15 protein-coding genes and 1 riboswitch are annotated in these 15,830 nt (G+C 73.8%); of the genes, 9 read left to right on the top strand and 6 right to left on the bottom strand.

Annotated features, from left to right (window positions below):
- Positions 1–123: 123 nt before the first annotated feature.
- From ACWCQK_RS12280 to ACWCQK_RS12260, 5 genes are all read left to right on the top strand, one after another.
- Positions 124–999 (top strand): ATP-binding cassette domain-containing protein, encoded by an 876-nt coding sequence (locus ACWCQK_RS12280; RefSeq protein WP_451154742.1) that lies wholly within the window; start codon positions 124–126, stop codon positions 997–999.
- Positions 971–3,055: a YhgE/Pip family protein gene (locus ACWCQK_RS12275; protein WP_451154740.1), complete on the top strand. Its 2,085-nt coding sequence runs from the start codon at positions 971–973 to the stop codon at positions 3,053–3,055. Before ACWCQK_RS12280 ends, ACWCQK_RS12275 begins: the two co-directional genes overlap by 29 nt.
- A 47-nt stretch (positions 3,056–3,102) precedes the next feature.
- Entirely contained in the window at positions 3,103–3,732 is a 630-nt protein-coding gene (locus ACWCQK_RS12270; RefSeq protein WP_451154738.1) for a TetR/AcrR family transcriptional regulator, read from the top strand.
- Positions 3,733–4,164: 432 nt separating this feature from the next.
- Entirely contained in the window at positions 4,165–4,779 is a 615-nt protein-coding gene (locus ACWCQK_RS12265; protein ID WP_451154736.1) for a DUF4126 domain-containing protein, read from the top strand.
- 46 nt (positions 4,780–4,825) lie between these two features.
- Positions 4,826–6,334, top strand: coding sequence for a phytoene desaturase family protein (locus ACWCQK_RS12260; RefSeq protein WP_451154734.1), 1,509 nt, complete (start codon positions 4,826–4,828; stop codon positions 6,332–6,334).
- A gap of 49 nt (positions 6,335–6,383) precedes the next feature.
- Here ACWCQK_RS12260 and ACWCQK_RS12255 read toward each other — a convergent pair whose 3' ends face one another.
- From ACWCQK_RS12255 to ACWCQK_RS12230, 6 genes are all read right to left on the bottom strand, one after another.
- A complete protein-coding gene (locus tag ACWCQK_RS12255) occupies positions 6,384–7,382 on the bottom strand; it encodes an SCO2102 family sporulation regulator (protein WP_451154732.1) in 999 nt (332 codons plus the stop codon).
- Between the two features lie 56 nt (positions 7,383–7,438).
- Positions 7,439–8,362 (bottom strand): methylenetetrahydrofolate reductase [NAD(P)H], encoded by a 924-nt coding sequence (metF, locus tag ACWCQK_RS12250; protein WP_451154730.1) that lies wholly within the window; start codon positions 8,360–8,362, stop codon positions 7,439–7,441.
- Positions 8,363–8,475: 113 nt separating this feature from the next.
- A complete protein-coding gene (gene thiE / locus ACWCQK_RS12245; RefSeq protein WP_451154728.1) occupies positions 8,476–9,132 on the bottom strand; it encodes a thiamine phosphate synthase in 657 nt (218 codons plus the stop codon).
- Between the two features lie 114 nt (positions 9,133–9,246).
- Positions 9,247–9,612 (bottom strand): Rv2175c family DNA-binding protein, encoded by a 366-nt coding sequence (locus ACWCQK_RS12240; protein WP_451154726.1) that lies wholly within the window; start codon positions 9,610–9,612, stop codon positions 9,247–9,249.
- 56 nt (positions 9,613–9,668) lie between these two features.
- Complete coding sequence (locus ACWCQK_RS12235; protein ID WP_451154724.1) at positions 9,669–10,913, bottom strand: NAD(P)/FAD-dependent oxidoreductase; 1,245 nt, start codon at positions 10,911–10,913, stop codon at positions 9,669–9,671.
- A 32-nt stretch (positions 10,914–10,945) separates the two neighbouring features.
- Positions 10,946–11,320: a hypothetical protein gene (locus ACWCQK_RS12230; protein ID WP_451154722.1), complete on the bottom strand. Its 375-nt coding sequence runs from the start codon at positions 11,318–11,320 to the stop codon at positions 10,946–10,948.
- Between the two features lie 52 nt (positions 11,321–11,372).
- Positions 11,373–11,484: riboswitch (TPP riboswitch) on the top strand.
- On the opposite strand from ACWCQK_RS12230, the gene thiO reads away from it, so the two are divergent.
- The 4 genes from thiO (at position 11,482) to pknB (ending at position 15,766) form a co-directional block, all read left to right on the top strand.
- Positions 11,482–12,648, top strand: a complete 1,167-nt coding sequence (gene thiO, locus ACWCQK_RS12225) for a glycine oxidase ThiO (RefSeq protein ID WP_451154720.1) — start codon at positions 11,482–11,484, stop codon at positions 12,646–12,648. Its footprint overlaps the riboswitch before it by 3 nt.
- A complete protein-coding gene (gene thiS, locus ACWCQK_RS12220; RefSeq protein ID WP_385787339.1) occupies positions 12,645–12,857 on the top strand; it encodes a sulfur carrier protein ThiS in 213 nt (70 codons plus the stop codon). Before thiO ends, thiS begins: the two co-directional genes overlap by 4 nt.
- Before the next feature lie 3 nt (positions 12,858–12,860).
- Positions 12,861–13,655 carry a thiazole synthase gene (locus ACWCQK_RS12215; RefSeq protein ID WP_451154718.1) on the top strand — a complete coding sequence of 265 codons (795 nt, stop codon included), beginning with the start codon at positions 12,861–12,863 and terminating at the stop codon, positions 13,653–13,655.
- 179 nt (positions 13,656–13,834) lie between these two features.
- Positions 13,835–15,766, top strand: a complete 1,932-nt coding sequence (gene pknB, locus ACWCQK_RS12210; RefSeq protein ID WP_451154716.1) for a Stk1 family PASTA domain-containing Ser/Thr kinase — start codon at positions 13,835–13,837, stop codon at positions 15,764–15,766.
- The last annotated feature ends 64 nt before the right edge of the window (positions 15,767–15,830 follow it).

The raw sequence follows: 15,830 nt of genomic DNA, 5'->3' as shown, positions 1-15,830 counted from the left end.
GCCACTGACAATCCGTTCTGACCTGGGCTTTTGCATCGATCGAAGGTTCGGGCTAGTTTTTGCACTGACCAGTCAGTTCAAATTATCGGCAGTTCGGGACTCCAGGGGATGGACGCGATGGACATGGGGGGAACCGGGGGCGGCACCGCCGTCACGGCCCGGGACTTCGGGCTCGAGGGCCCTCGGGGGTGGGCCTTCCGCGGGGTCCGCGTCGAGGCGGAGCCGGGCGCGCTGATCGCGATCGAGGGACCGTCCGGATCGGGGCGCACCTGCCTGCTGCTCGCGCTCACCGGGCGGATGAAGGCCACGCGGGGCACGGCGACCGTGGGCGGCACCCGGCTGCCGAAGCGGCCGGCGGCCGTGCGCCGGATCAGCGCCGTGGCCAACGTCGCCGGGGTCACCGACCTCGACCCGGCCCTGACCGTCGGGGAGCACCTGCACGAACGGGCGCTGCTCCAGCGGCGGTTCGGCGGTTCCGTACGCGGGCTGCTGCGCCCCCGGGCGGAGCGCGTGAGCGAGGAGGAGCGGCTCGTCGGCACCGCGCTGGCCGCCGCCGGACTCGACCCGCGGACCCTGCCCAAGGGCGACCGCACCGCCGTACGCGACCTGGAGCGGCTGGAGGCACTGCGCCTGTCGATCGCCCTCGCGCTCGTCGGGCGGCCGCTGCTGCTCGGCGTCGACGACGCCGACCTGAAGCTCTCGGCGACCGAACGGGCCGAGGTGTGGGCGCTGTTGACGTCCCTCACCGAGGCCGGGACGACGGTCGTCGCGGTGTGCAGCGAGGCCCCCGAGGGCGCGACCGCCGTGACGGCCCGGCCCAGCCCCGAGACGGACACGGACACGACGGCCGACGCCGGGACCGACACGAACACCGACGACGAAGCCGGATCCGACGCCGACGCCGAGACAGACGCCAAGACGGACACGAACACCGACGCGCACACCGACGACGAAGCGAAGGAGGCGGCCGATGCGCTCGCCGAAACTGGCCACGCTTGAGCTGCGCCGCTTCGGCCGGGGCCGACTCCCCCGTGCCGCGCTGGTCGCGCTCCTGCTGCTGCCGCTGCTGTACGGCGCGCTGTACCTCTGGTCGTTCTGGGACCCGTACAGCCGTCTCGACCGCATCCCCGTGGCACTGGTGAACGAGGACAAGGGGGCGACCGCCGACGGGAAGAGGATCACGGCGGGCGACGACATCACCGAGGGGCTGCGCGACAGCGGGACGTTCGAGTGGCACGAGGTGAGTGCCGCCGAGGCACGCGCGGGTGTGGAGGACGGCACGTACTACCTGTCCCTGACCATGCCCGCCGACCTCAGCCGGCGCGTCGCCTCCAGCGCGGGCGGCTCCCCCGAGACCGGCGCCCTCCAGGTGCGCACGAACGACGCGAACAACTACATCGTCGGGCAGATCTCCCGGACGGTGTTCGGCGAGGTGCGCACGGCCGCCTCGACCAACGCGTCGCGGTCCTTCCTGGACCGGATCTTCGTCTCGTTCTCCGACATCCACGGACAGACGGCGAAGGCCGCCGACGGTGCCGACCGGCTCAAGAACGGCATCGGGAAGGCCGAGCGGGGCTCACAGGATCTCGCGGACGGGCTGAAGGACGCCCGGGACGGCAGCACCGAGCTGTCGAAGGGCCTGAAGAAGCTCGACACGGGCGCGGGCGACCTGGCGGACGGCTCACGGCAGGTCGCCGAGGGCACCCGGGCGCTCGCCGACCGGGTCGACGGCGTCGCGGACACGGTGGGCCCGTTCGTGGCGGACAACGAGAAGACCATCGGGGACACCGCCCGCCTGGTCGCCGACTCGGCGGCGGCGATCCGCCGCAACCTCGACACCCTGGTGAAGGCCGCCCCGGTCGCCGCCAGGGGGGCGCACGCGGCCTCGGACGCCCTCGGCGACGTCTACGAGCGGCGCTGCGAGACCCCGGTGCTGCCCGACACCGCCTGCGCCGACCTGAAGAAGGCCCGGCAGGCCGCCGCCGACGTGGCGGCGATCGCCGACGACCTCGACACCCTCGTCGCCGACCAGGACGGTGACCTGAAGAAGCTCGACGGTGAGCTGGGCACGCTCCAGAAGCAGGCCCGGGCACTGGCCGACCGCGCGCCGCACCTCTCCGAGGATCTCGACGACGCCGTCGCCAAGATCGACAAGCTGAACGCGGGCGCCGCGAAGGTCGCCGCCGGGGCGCGGCGGCTGCACACCGGACTCGGCACCGCCCGGACCGGTGTGAGCGACCTCGACCAGGGCATCGGCAGGCTCGGTTCGGGCGCCGAGGACCTGAACGGCGGCATGTACAAGCTCGTCGACGGCTCCGGCACCCTCGCCGGCGGTTTGCACGACGGCGCCGAGCGGATCCCCGACTACGACACCCGGGACCGCGACCGGCGCACCGAGGTGATGTCCGACCCGGTCAAGCTGGCCTCCAGGGACCTGCACAAGGCCCCCAACTACGGCACCGGTTTCGCCCCGTACTTCATCCCGCTGTCCCTGTGGGTGGGCGCGATGGTGGCGTACATGCTGATCCCGCCGATGAACCGGCGCGCGCTCGCCGCGGGCGCCTCGGCCTGGCGGATCGCGCTGGCCGGCTGGCTGCCGGTGGTCGCGGTCGGCGTGCTCCAGACGTCGGCCCTGATGGCCGTGCTGCACTGGGCGATCGGCCTGGAGATGGCGCGGGCGGCCGGCACGGTCGGCTTCCTGTTCCTGGTGACCGCGTGTTTCGCGGCGCTCGTGCAGTGGCTGAACGCCCGCTTCGGAGCGGCGGGCCGGATCCTCGTCCTGGCGCTGCTGATGCTCCAGCTGACGTCCGCGGGCGGCACGTACCCCGTACAGACCAGTCCCCGCTTCTTCAACGCGATGCATCCCTACCTGCCGATGAGTTACGTCATCGAGGCCCTCAGAAGGCTCATCACGGGCGGCGGGCTCGGCCCGGTGTGGCAAGCGTGCGCCGTACTCACGGCGTTCACCGCGGGCGCCCTCGCGCTCACCGCGCTGTCCGCGCGACGCCGCCAGGTGTGGACCCTCGACCGGCTGCACCCGGAGCTGAGCCTGTGATCCCCCGGGGGACGGACGCGGACACGGTTGCTGTGAGAATCAGGGCCATGGAAAGCAGCAGCGCCAGGCCGGGCGGCAGCACGCGCCGCGAGGCCACCCGGCAGAAGCTCTACGAGGCGGCCGTCACGCTCATCGCCGAGCAGGGGTTCTCCGCCACCACGGTGGACGAGATCGCCGAGCGTGCCGGGGTCGCGAAGGGCACGGTCTACTACAACTTCGCGAGCAAGTCCGTTCTCTTCGAGGAGCTGCTGCGGCACGGCGTGGGACTCCTCACCGCCTCCCTGCGGGAGGCGGCCACGCGGACCGAGCGGGAGGGCGGCTCCAAGGTGGACGCCCTGGACGCGATGATCCGCGCCGGGCTCGTCTTCATCGACCGCTACCCGGCCTTCACCCAGTTGTACGTGGCCGAGCTGTGGCGCACCAACCGGGCCTGGCAGTCGACGCTCATGGTGGTCCGGCAGCAGGCGGTGGCCGTCGTCGAGGGCGTGCTGCGCGAGGGCATCGAGGGCGGCGAGTTCAGCGAGGAGATCGACGTGCCGCTGACCGCGGCCGCGCTGGTCGGCATGGTGCTGGTGGCGGCCCTGGACTGGCAGGCGTTCCAGCCGCAGCGGTCGCTGGACGACGTGCACTCGGCGCTGTCCCGGCTGCTCCAGGGCCGGGTCAGCGGCGGCCGCTGAGCACTCCGCCGAGGGCGCGGTGACGAGCCCGCGGGCCGTCCCGCGCCGCGCCCGCCGCGCCCGCCGCGTCACGACGCGCGAAAGCGCCGGTCCGTGGCGGCCGCGTCCCCCGCGGGCCGTCCCGAACCGGCGCTTCCCCGTGCTTCCCCCGTACTCCCCCGTCCGGGCCCGTCCGTTCGTGCCCCGGGCCCCGGGTCCGCGTGCCTCACTCCCGCCGACCGGGCCGGCGGAAGGAGCGGTCGAGGGCCGGGCCGTTCCGCCGCCCCGTGTCGGCGGTGCCGGCGCCGTGCCCCTTCCCGTGCCTCCACTCTCCCGTGCCCGCGGGCGGCGCCCCATCCGCGCGGGTACTCATCTTCCTCACTGGGTACGCCTACTCAGCCCTGCGCACGCGAGCCCAGGACGCGGGGCCGCCCAGTGGTTACGATCGCGGACGTGTCCGTACTCCCTCTGGTGTTCACCAGCGGCTGGGCCAGCGGCATCAACGCCTACGCGCTGGTGCTGCTGCTCGGCGTCTTCGGCGCGACCGGGGTGAGCGACGACGTCCCCGCCACCCTCCAGCGTCCCGAGGTGCTCGCCGTGGCCGGCGCGCTGTTCCTGTGCGAGGCGGTGGCCGACAAGATCCCGTACGTGGACTCGGCCTGGGACGCGGCGCACACGGTGGTGCGGCCGCTCGCCGGTGCCTGGGTCGGGGCACTGCTCGCCGGGCAGAGCGGTTCGCTCTCCGACGTGGCCGCGGCACTCATCGGCGGTTCGACCGCGCTGGCCAGCCACACGGTCAAGGCCGGGACGCGGATGGCGGTGAACACCTCGCCGGAGCCGTTCAGCAACGTGATCGTGAGCCTGGCCGAGGATCTGGGGGTCGGCGGGGTCGTCACCTTCGCGATGTTCCACCCGCTGCCGGCGGCGATCATCGCGGGCACCCTGCTGCTGGCCGGTCTGCTGGTGCTGTTCTTCCTCGTCGCGCGGATCCGGCGGTTCCTGCGCCGCAGGGCCCAGCGGCGCGAGGAACGGCGGCTGGCCGCGCATCCGGGACGGCCACCGGACTGACCGCCCGCGGCCCGGACCGTCGGCGCCGGTCGATAGAGTCGCGGACATGGCACGGATTGCGGTGATCGGCGCCGGGATGGGCGCGATGGCGGCCGCTGCCCGGCTGGCCGTCGCGGGCCACCGGGTGGCGGTGTACGAGCGTACGGGGACGTACGGCGGCGCGGTGGGCCGCTTCGAGCGGGACGGCTTCGCCTTCGACACCGGCCCCGGGCTGCTCCCGGTGCCCGCGGTCTACCGCGACCTGTTCGTCAAGACCGGCAGGGAGCCGCTGGAGGAGTGCGTCGAGCTGGTCCAGGTCGACCCGTCCTCGCGGCACGTCTTCGCGGACGGCACGCAGGTGTCGCTGCCCAACGCGTCCCGCGCGGGTGTCGTCTCCGCCCTGGACCGGGCGCTCGGGGCGGACGCCGGTCAGCGCTGGGGCGACTTCCTGGTGCGGGCCCGCGAGGCCTGGGACCGCACCCGCCGGCCGCTGCTCGAAGAGCCCTTGTGGTCCGACTGGCCGGTGCTGGCCGAGCGCGAGCCCTATCCGGCGGTCCCGCACAAGCGGCTGCTGCGCACCCGGCGGGCCGGCACGCTCGCCGAGGTCGGCGCGTGGGAGCTGCGCGACCCCCGGCTCGCCGCGCTCCTGGAGAGCCACGCCCTCGCGTTCGCCCTGGACCCGCGCAGGACCCCGGCGAGCGCGGCCGTCCTGCCCTACATGGAGCACGCCTTCGGCACCTGGTACGTCCGCGGCGGCCTGCGGGAGCTGGCGCGCGCGGTGTACGAGCGGTGCGTGGCGCGCCGGGTCGAGTTCGTGTTCGGTGCCGAGGTGCGCACGGTCGTGGAGAAGGACGGCCGGGCGGCGGGGGTGGAGCTGGCCGACGGATCGGTGGCGGAGGCGGACCACGTGGTGGCGGGGGTCGCCCCCGACGTGCTGGACCGGATGACCGGGCATCAGCTGTACGGCGACGAAGACCTGCGCCCCGATCCGCTGGACCGGCACCGCGCCGGGCGGTTCACCGTGCTGTTGGCGCTGCGGGGAGCGCCCGAGCCCGGCGCGGTCCACCGAACCGTCGTGCACACTCCCGACCGCACGGCGGAACTGGACTTCCTCAGCCAGGTCACGGACGATCCCGTGCGTCCCACGGTGACCGTGCTGCGGCCGGACGACCCGGCCCTGCGCCCCGACGACGACCACGAGTGCGTGGTCCTGTCGGCCGCGGTCCCGGGCTCCGCGGGCGATCGTGACGGTGGCGGGGAAGTCCTCGCGGACCTCCTCGTCGAAGCCGCCGAGCGCGCGGTGCCCGGCCTGCGCGAACGCCTCCTGTGGCGCGAGGCGCACCCGCCCGGGCAGGGCGAGGACGAGACGGGTGCCTCGTTCGCAGGTTTCTCCGCCCCCGCCCTCGCCGCCGGTCGCGGCCGCTTCCTGCACCCGGCCAACGTCACCGCGCTGCCGGGGCTGTACCGGGTGGGGGGCTGGTCGCACCCCGGCGGGGGTCTCCCGCACGCCGGGATGTCGGGTGCGCTGGTCGCCGGGCTGATCGTGGAGGGGCCGGACTTCCGGGGCTCGCGGTGACGGGCCGCCCGGCCGGGGCCGTCCGGTGCCGGCCGGCGGCCCGGTGGCGTCAGAAGCGGTACTGCTCGTCGAAGCCGTTGCCGCCGCCGTTGCCCTGCTGCTGTCCGTCGCCCTGGTACGGGTACTGCTGCTCGGGCGGGAGTTCGCCGCCGTAGGAGTCGTCGCTGCGCTGCTGCGGCACCCACACCCCGCCGGCCGGGGTCTCGCCGCCGTACGTGGCGTTGCCGTACTGGTCCTGGCCGTAGCCCTGCTGGGTGTACTGGCCGTCGTAACCGGCGTCGTACGAGCCGCCGCCGTAGGTCTGGGTGCCGATGTACGGGTCGGAGTAGGCCGCGTACTGCTGCTGTCCGGTCGTGTCGTAGCCGTACTGCTGCTGGTAGCCGGAGTAGCCGTCGTACCCGTAGGTCTGGTCGGCGCCCTGGGCGGCGGTCGCGTACTGGTCCTGGGGCTGGCCCGTGGCGGCGTAGGACGGGTCGGCGGTTCCGGCGGCGAAGGAGTTGTCGCCGTACACGCCGTAGGAGCCGGTGTCGTCGGGCAGCGGCTGCGGCTCGTACACCGAGGTGGTCTCGGCGGCCGCGGGGTCCCCCTGGTGTCCCGGGGTGAACACGTCGTCCCGGTCGTACTCCTCGTCCTGCCGGTAGGCGGGCCGGTCCTCGGCGTACCTGCCCTCGTCCCTGTCCTCGTCGGCGTAGCCGCCCTCCGCGGGCTCGAGGTCGGAGACCTCCAGGGCCGGGTCGTGACGGTCCGCCCGGCCGCGGCGGCGCTTGTTGCCCGCGCCCTCGGCGTCGGCGTCGGGGCGGCTGACCGCCCAGCCGGCCGCGAAGCCGCGCCGGAACGACAGGGTGACGTAGGTCTGGCCGACCGCGAAGGCGGCGGCGCCCAGTCCGATGACGATCACGGACGGGATGAGCACACCGACGACGACGAGAAGAAAGCCGCCGAAGGCGAGCAGGCGCCAGCGGAGCCGCGCCTTGTACTGCAACAGCACCTCGCCGAGCAGCCACAGTGCGACGATGCCGAACGCGATGTAGAGGACCGTCCAGCCCATGTACGCCCCTCTCCCAGTGGCCGCTACGCAGTGTGTCGTATCCCGGTGCGGCCGGTCTAGGCCTGCGGTGGCTGGTGCAGACCCAGATTCTCGTAGATTTCCAACGTGGCCGTGGAGTTGTTGAGCGTGATGAAGTGCAGACCGGGCACTCCCTCGGCCAGCAGCCGTGCGCAGAACTCCGTGGCACAGTCGATGCCAATGGAGCGTACAGCGGCCGGATCGTCTTTGGCTGTGAGGATCCGCTCTTTCAGACCCGCGGGGAGGGTGGCGTTGCTGAGCTGGGGCAGCCGCTCCAGCATCTTCACGCTGGTGACGGGCATGACCTCGGGGATGATCGGGGTCTCGCAGCCGGCCGCGGCGACCCGGTCGCGCAGGCGCAGGTACGACTGCGGCTCGAAGAACATCTGCGTGATGGCGTAGTCGGCGCCCGCCCGGCACTTGTCCACGAAGTGGACGACGTCGGTGTCCCAGTCGGCGGAGCGCGGGTGCATCTCCGGGAAGGCGGCGACACCCACGCAGAAGTCGCCCGACTCCTTGATGAGCCGGACGAGTTCGGCGGCGTAGGCCAGACCCTGCGGATGCGGCACCCAGTCGGCCATGGGGTCGCCGGGCGGGTCGCCGCGCACGGCGAGCATGTTGCGGATCCCGGCGTCGGCGTACTGGCCGATGATGTTGCGCAGTTCGGCGACGGAGTGGTCGACCGCGGTGAGATGGGCGACCGGGGTGAGCGTGGTGTCGGCGGCGATCTGCTCGGTCGCCCGCACGGTGCCCGCGCGGGTGGACCCGCCCGCGCCGTACGTCACGGAGACGAAGTCGGGGGCGACCGCCTCGACCCTGCGCAGCGCGTTCCAGAGGTTGCGCTCGCCCTTCTCCGTCTTGGGGGCCCAGAACTCGAAGGAGTAGACCGTCTTGCCGGTGGCGAGCATGTCACGCACCGTGCGCGCGTGGTCCGTCCTGGTGGATGCGGTTCCGAGGGCCATACCCGCAGGTTAGCCAGGCGAAGGCGGCCACCCAACCGAATGCGGGAAAATTGCCCGGATTGTCGACTTGCTGTCCACCCTTTGGACACCGCGGCCGACCCGGCGGCGGGGCGTTACGCCTGCCGCAGCCGCTTGGCGAACTCCGTCGCCGCCGCGCCCGGGTCGTCCGCCTCGGTGATCGCCCGGACGACGACGACCCTGCGGGCGCCCGCGTCGAGCACCTCGTCGAGGTTGTCGAGGTCGACGCCGCCGATGGCGAACCAGGGGCGGTCGGTGCCCAGGGCGGCGGTGTGGCGGACCAGGCCGAGGCCGGGGGCGGGCCGGCCGGGCTTGGTGGGTGTCGGCCAGCAGGGGCCGGTGCAGAAGTAGTCCACGCCGTCCTGGACGGCGGCGGCCGACGCCTCGGCCTCGGCGTGCGTGGAGCGGCCGACGAGGACGTCGGCGCCGAGGATCGCGCGGGCCGCGGGGACCGGCAGGTCCCCCTGGCCGAGGTGGAGCACCTGGGCTCCGGCGGCGTGGGCCACGTCGGCACGGTCGTTGACCGCGAGCAGCTTGCCGTGGCGGGCGCAGGCCTCGGCGAGGACCGCCAGGTGGCGCAGCTCCTCGGCCGCCTCCATGCCCTTGTCGCGCAGCTGAACGATGTCGACACCACCGGCGAGGACGGCGTCCGCGAACTCGGCGAGGTCGCCCTGCCGGGTGCGGGCGTCCGTGCAGAGGTAGAGCCGGGCGTCGTCGAGCGCGGCACGTGCGGTGGCAGCGGTGTCGGACATGCGGAGGTCCCCCCCGGGGCCCCCGGGGGGACCGGTCGATCGGTGGCGTGCGGCCGCGGCGCGCCAGGGGCGGAGCCGCGGCCCTGTGTCGGACGGGTTGTTCGGATCAGCAGGTCAGACGGCGAGCGCCTGGGCGCGCCGCTTCACCTCCGTGCCACGATTCTCACTGAGCGCCTGCGCGGGGGTGCCGGGCAGGCTCGCGTCGGGGGTGAACAGCCACTCCAGCATCTCGTCGTCGGAGAAGCCGTCGTCCCGCAGGAGCGTCAGGGTGCCGTGCAGGCCCTTGACGACCTTGTCCTCGTCGATGAAGGCGGCGGGGACATGCAGCGCCTTGTTCTCTCCCCGGCGTACGGCGATGAGCTGGCCCTCCTTGACCAGCTGCCGCACTCGGGTCACCTCGACGTCGAGCATCTCGGCGATGTCCGGGAGGGTGAGCCAGGCGGGGACGAGAGCATCAATCTTTGCGTCAATCTCGGTCACGCCTTCAAGACTGCCATCCCGGACTGACAGTGGGTAGCCGGGGTGCCCCCGGCGGGCTACACGGTCGCCGCCTTCAGCGGCAACGAGGGGTCCTCGAGCAGCCCCGCGTCCATCGCCGTACCGGCCTCGATCAGCCTTCTGCCCTGGGCCAGGTCCCGGGGCCGCCCCACGGCGAGCAGGGCGACCAGACGGCCCTCGCGCAGCCAGCACACGCTCCACGCGGGGCCGGCCGGGTCACCGCGCCGGACGACGGTGTCGGCGGCGGCGTGGTGGCCGGCGTACTGCACGAAGCGGCCGAACTGCTCGGACCAGAAGTACGGCACCGGGTCGTAGACCACGGGGGGCTCGTCGGTGGCGTCGCCGATGATGTTCGCCGCGACCGTGCGCGGGCCCTGGAGGGCGTTGTCCCAGTGGTGCACCAGCAGGCGCTCGCCGTACCGCCCCGACGGGAAGGAGGCGCAGTCGCCGACCGCGTACACGTCGGGGACGGAGGTGCGCAGATGGGCGTCGGCGAGCACCTCGCCGTGCTCGCCGAGGGCGATGCCGGAGCCGTCCAGCCAGCGGGTGGCGGGGCGGGCGCCGATGCCGACCACGACCGCGCCCGCGGCCAGCCGCGTGCCGTCGTCGAGCACCACCGCGCCGGGCTCGACGCGCGCCACGCGTGCGTGCGTACGCAGCCGGGCCCCGCTGTCGGCGTACCAGGCGGCCATCGGGGCGGCCACGTCGGCGGGCAGCGCGCCGGCCAGCGGGCGGTCGGCGGCCTCGACCACCGTGACCGCGCAGCCCGCCTCGCGCGCGGCCGTGGCGAACTCCGCGCCGATCCAGCCCGCGCCGACGACCACCACGTCGTGCTGCCGGGCGAGCACGGGCCGCAGCCGCTCGGCGTCGTCGAGGGTGCGCAGCAGGTGCACGCCGGGCACACCCTCCGTGCCCGGCAGCCGGATCGGTTCGGCGCCGGTGGCGAGGACGAGGACGTCGTACGGCACGGGTCCCTCGTCGGTGTCCAGCTCGCGATCGTCCGGCCGGGCGCCCAGCACCTCGCGGCCGAGCCGCAGCTCGATGCCGAGCGCCTCGAAGTCGACGTCGAAGGCCGAGCCCTCGGCCTTGCCCAGCAGGACGGCCTTGGACAGCGGGGGCCGGTCGTAGGGCTGATGGGGCTCCGCGCCGAGCACGGTGACCGTGCCGGTGAAGCCCTGTTCCCGCAGGGCGACCGCGGTCTGCACCCCGGCCATCCCCGCCCCGACGACGACCACCCGTCGCTCCGCCGCCGACGTGCCTCGTTGCTGCGTCTGCTCGATCACCTGATCACCATAGACAACTGACAATTAGTCAGTCAGGGGGCGTGCTGGGTGACCTGCTCCACAACCGGTCCGGTCAGCTGTTCGACCACGCTCGTCCCGCCGCCCGGCTGTGACTCCCACTCCCAGGTCTCCTCCAGGCGCAGCCGGCCGTCGGGGAGCTCGACGACCGTCGACACACAGCGCCCGGACGAGGTGCTCCCGTCGTGCTTGAGCTGCACGTACCGGAAGTCCAGCCGGTCACCTGACCGAGTGCCGACCAGCCGTCCGCGCACGACGTCGCCGCCCGTGTACTCGGCCCAGATCCCGCCGTCCTTCTCGTGGTACGTGAACCGGGTACGCGTACCCACCTGACCTGGGGCCTGGTCCGCCACCGGGGCGAGGACGAGTCCGTCGAGCGAGCGGGCCATGGACGCGGGCTCCCTTACTGAGACTTACGGCAGCGGGCTAGGGTGGAAAACGTAAAGCACTCGCGGGAGCCCGGACGCACCGGGCTGAGAGGGAGGCTGGCGGCCTCCGACCGTACGAACCTGATCCGGGTCATGCCGGCGAAGGGAGGGGCTGGACGCCCATGTCGCCTACGCGTACGTCAGACGTCCTCGTCGTGGGGGGCGGGATCATCGGGCTCGTGACGGCGTGGCGGGCCGCGCAGCGCGGGTTCGCCACGGCCGTCGTCGATCCCGAGCCCGGCGGCGGGGCCGCGCGGGTGGCGGCCGGGATGCTGGCCGCCGTCACGGAGCTGCACTTCGGCGAGCAGACCCTGCTCGCCCTGAACCTCGCCTCGGCCCGCCGTTACCCGGACTTCGCGGCGGAGCTCACCGAGCTCACCGGCCAGGACCTCGGCTACCGCCGGTGCGGCACGCTCGCCGTGGCGCTGGACGCCGACGACCGCGCGCATCTGCGCGAACTGCACGACCTGCAACGGCAGTCGGGGCTGGACTCCGAGTGGCTGTCCGGGCGGGAGTGCCGGCGCCTGGAGCCGATGCTCGCGCCGGGCGTGCGCGGCGGGCTCCGGGTCGACGGCGACCACCAGATCGACCCCCGGCGGCTGGCCGCCGCCCTGGTGGCCGCGTGCGGACGGACCGGCGTGGTCTTCCACCGGGAGTGGGCCGAGCGGCTGACGGTCACGCGGGAACGGGCGACGGGGATCGTCACCCGCGAGGGCACGACGCTGGACGCGCGCCAGGTGGTGCTCGCGGCCGGCAGCCTCAGCGGGCGGCTCGCGGGCGTCCCGCCGGACGTACGGCCGCCCGTGCGGCCCGTGAAGGGGCAGGTGGTCCGGCTGGCCGTGCCCCGGCGGTACGCGCCCTTCCTGAGCCGGACGGTACGGGCCGTGGTGCGCGGCGGCCAGGTCTACCTGGTGCCGCGGGAGAACGGCGAGCTGGTCCTCGGCGCGACGAGCGAGGAACTGGGCTGGGACACCACGGTGACGGCGGGGGGCGTGTACGAGCTGCTGCGCGACGCGCACGAGCTGATGCCGGGCATCACGGAGCTGCCCCTCACCGAGACCCGGGCCGGGCTGCGCCCCGCCTCCCCCGACAACGCGCCCCTGCTCGGCCCGACCGCGCTGGACGGGCTGCTGCTGGCCACCGGGCACCACCGCAACGGCGTGCTGCTCACGCCGGTCACCGGTGAGGTGCTGGCGCACGCGCTGGCCACCGGCTCGCTGCCGGCCGAGGCACGTCCCTTCACTCCCGGGCGGTTCACCGCCGCCGTACTCACGGAGCAGCCCGCATGAACACCTCCCTCACCATTTCCGTCAACGGCGAGCCCCGGGAGATCACGCCCGGCACGGCTCTCGACACCCTCGTCCGGACCCTCACCGCGGCGCCGTCCGGCGTGGCCGCCGCGCTCAACGAGACCGTCGTCCCGCGCGGGCAGTGGCCGGCCACGGCCCTGTCCGAGGGGGACCGGGTCGAGGTCCTCACCGCCGTCCAGGGAGGCTGAGCCATGGCCGACGATCCCTTCGTCATCGGCGGTACGTCCTTCTCGTCCCGGCTGATCATGGGGACGGGCGGTGCGCCCAGCCTCGACGTGCTGGAACGGGCGCTGGTCGCCTCCGGCACGGAACTGACGACGGTCGCGATGCGCCGGGTGGACCCGTCCGTGCACGGCTCCGTGCTGTCGGTGCTGGAGCGGCTCGGGATCCGGGTGCTGCCGAACACGGCCGGCTGCTTCACCGCGGGCGAGGCCGTGCTGACGGCACGGCTGGCGCGGGAGGCGCTCGGTACCGACCTGGTCAAGCTGGAGGTCATCGCGGACGAGCGGACGCTGCTGCCGGACCCGATCGAGCTGCTGGACGCGGCGGAGACGCTGGTGGACGACGGGTTCACGGTGCTGCCGTACACGAACGACGATCCCGTGCTGGCCCGGAAGCTGGAGGACGTGGGGTGCGCGGCGGTCATGCCGCTGGGGTCGCCGATCGGGTCGGGGCTCGGGATCAGGAACCCGCACAACTTCCAGCTGATCGTCGAGCGGGCGCGGGTGCCGGTGATTCTCGACGCGGGAGCCGGTACGGCCTCGGACGTGGCGCTGGCGATGGAGCTGGGATGCGCGGGTGTGATGCTCGCCTCGGCGGTGACGCGGGCGCGGGAGCCGGTGCTGATGGCCGCCGCCATGCGCTGCGGGGTGGAGGCGGGGAGGCTGGCCCGGCGGGCCGGGCGGATTCCGCCGCGGCACTTCGCGCAGGCGTCGTCGCCGGTGTCGGGACTGGCCACGCTGGATCCGGAACGCCCTGCCTTCTAGGCCTGTCCCCCACCCGCGCGCCGTCCTGTTCCACGCTCTGGGGCCGGCCGGAGAGGGTGGGCGCGGGGGTGGGCCGGGGCCGCCGGACGGGCGTGGAAAGCGTCACAGGTCGGCTGCAGTACCGGGCCGATATCGGCTGAGGCGGGTGGTCCGTCCGTGGCGGCTCGTAGACTCGCCGGGTGGATACGACCCTTAAGGACCCCCTCGTCGGGCAGCTGCTCGACGGCCGGTATCGCGTCGACGCGCGGATCGCCGTCGGCGGGATGGCCACGGTCTACCGGGCCGTGGACACCCGCCTGGACCGCGTCCTCGCGCTCAAGGTGATGCACCCGACGCTCGCGGTCGACGGTTCGTTCGTCGAGCGGTTCATCCGCGAGGCCAAGTCCGTCGCCCGGCTCGCGCACCCCAACGTCGTTCAGGTGTTCGATCAGGGCAACGACGGATCGTACGTGTACCTCGCCATGGAGTACGTCGCCGGCTGCACCCTGCGCGACGTGCTGCGCGAGCGCGGGGCGTTGCAGCCGCGCGCCGCCCTGGACATCCTGGAGCCGGTGCTGGCCGCGCTGGGCGCCGCCCACCGCGCCGGGTTCGTGCACCGCGACATGAAGCCCGAGAACGTCCTGATAGGGGACGACGGACGGGTCAAGGTCGCCGACTTCGGCCTGGTGCGGGCCGTGGACACGGTCACCAACACCACCGGGACCGTGCTGGGCACCGTCTCCTACCTCGCCCCCGAGCAGGTGGAGCGGGGCGCCGCCGATCCACGGGTCGACGTCTACGCGTGCGGTGTCGTGCTGTACGAGATGCTGACCGGCGACCGGCCGCACGAGGGGGACTCCCCCGCGGTCGTGCTCTACAAGCACCTGCACGAGGACGTGCCGCCGCCCTCGGCCGTCGTGCCGGGGCTGCCGCAGACGCTGGACGCGCTGGTCGCGGCGGCCACCGCGCGCAACCCGGACGTCCGGCCGTACGACGCCGTGGAACTGCTGTCCCTGGTCCGCCGGACGCGTGACGCGCTGAGCCCGGCCCAGCTGGACACGGTGCCGCCGCAGGCGGCCGCCCCGGCGCACGACATCGCCGAGGACCGTACGAGCGTCATCCCGCGCGGCCTGAGCGTGCCGCGGCCGCTGCCCGTCAACGAGGCCGAGGGGCGCGAGGCCGAGTTCCACCGCACCAGCGTCCTGGAGAGCCCGGCGCCGCTCCCGCCGCCCCGGCGGTCCGCCAGGTCCCGGCGGCGGCTGGCCACGGTCGTCGCCGCCGTGCTGCTGGTGTTCGGTGTCGGCGCGGGCGTCTGGTACATCAACGCGGGCCAGTTCACCAGGGTCCCGCCGCTGCTGGCGAAGACCGAGGACCAGGCGAGGTCCCGGCTGGAGGAGGCCGGGCTGAAGGTCGGCACCGTCCGGCAGGCCTACAGCGACACCGTCAAGCGCGGCACGGTCATCGGCACGGACCCGGCGCCGGGCGAGCGGATCCGCGACCACGACGCCGTGACGCTCACCCTGTCCAAGGGCCCGGAGACCGTGCGGGTGCCGGACCTGTCGGGCCGCCGGCTCGACAAGGCGCGAGCCGCGCTGAAGGCCGCCGGACTGGAGCCGGGCCTCGTGACCCGGGAGTTCAGCGACGACGTGCCCCGGGGCTTCGTGGTCGCCACGTCCCCGGAGTCGGGCACGACCCGGCACGCGGGTTCGGTGATCGCCCTCACCGTCAGCAAGGGCAGTCCGGTGGACGTGCCGGACGTCACCGGGGAGGACGTGGAGGACGCCAGGGCCGACCTGGCGGAGGCGGGCCTGAAGGTGAAGATCGCCGCCGAGCGGGTCACCTCCGAGTACGACGCCGGGCAGGTCGCGCGGCAGAGCCTGGAGGCGGACAGCGAGGCCGCCGAGGGCGACACGGTGACGCTGACCGTGTCCAAGGGACCCGAGATGGTCGAGGTCCCGGACGTGGTCGGCGCCGGGGTGGACGAGGCCAAGCAGTCGCTGGAGTCCGCCGGCTTCACGGTCGAGGAGGACCGGGGCCTGCTCGGCCTGTTCGGCGACACCGTCAGGCGGCAGTCGGTGGACGGCGGCGACACGGCGCCCAAGGGCTCGACGATCACGATCACCATCCGCTGACCGGGAGCGGCGGGACGGACCGCCGGACCTCCGGTGCCGGGGCGCGCCGGACCGCATGACACCC

The sequence above is a fragment of the Streptomyces sp. NPDC002306 genome (genome assembly GCF_053593435.1).
Note: the sequence above shows the minus strand (reverse complement) of the source record. Positions and strands in the feature narration are given on the sequence as shown.

Coding starts and splice junctions, on each gene's coding strand:
- ACWCQK_RS12280 (WP_451154742.1), top strand. CDS start 124: ATGGGGGGAACCGGGGGCGGCACCGCCGTCACGGCCCGGGACTTCGGG.
- ACWCQK_RS12275 (WP_451154740.1), top strand. CDS start 971: ATGCGCTCGCCGAAACTGGCCACGCTTGAGCTGCGCCGCTTCGGCCGG.
- ACWCQK_RS12270 (WP_451154738.1), top strand. CDS start 3,103: ATGGAAAGCAGCAGCGCCAGGCCGGGCGGCAGCACGCGCCGCGAGGCC.
- ACWCQK_RS12260 (WP_451154734.1), top strand. CDS start 4,826: ATGGCACGGATTGCGGTGATCGGCGCCGGGATGGGCGCGATGGCGGCC.
- ACWCQK_RS12255 (WP_451154732.1), bottom strand. CDS start 7,382: ATGGGCTGGACGGTCCTCTACATCGCGTTCGGCATCGTCGCACTGTGG.
- metF (WP_451154730.1), bottom strand. CDS start 8,362: ATGGCCCTCGGAACCGCATCCACCAGGACGGACCACGCGCGCACGGTG.
- thiE (WP_451154728.1), bottom strand. CDS start 9,132: ATGTCCGACACCGCTGCCACCGCACGTGCCGCGCTCGACGACGCCCGG.
- ACWCQK_RS12230 (WP_451154722.1), bottom strand. CDS start 11,320: ATGGCCCGCTCGCTCGACGGACTCGTCCTCGCCCCGGTGGCGGACCAG.
- thiO (WP_451154720.1), top strand. CDS start 11,482: ATGTCGCCTACGCGTACGTCAGACGTCCTCGTCGTGGGGGGCGGGATC.
- thiS (WP_385787339.1), top strand. CDS start 12,645: ATGAACACCTCCCTCACCATTTCCGTCAACGGCGAGCCCCGGGAGATC.
- ACWCQK_RS12215 (WP_451154718.1), top strand. CDS start 12,861: ATGGCCGACGATCCCTTCGTCATCGGCGGTACGTCCTTCTCGTCCCGG.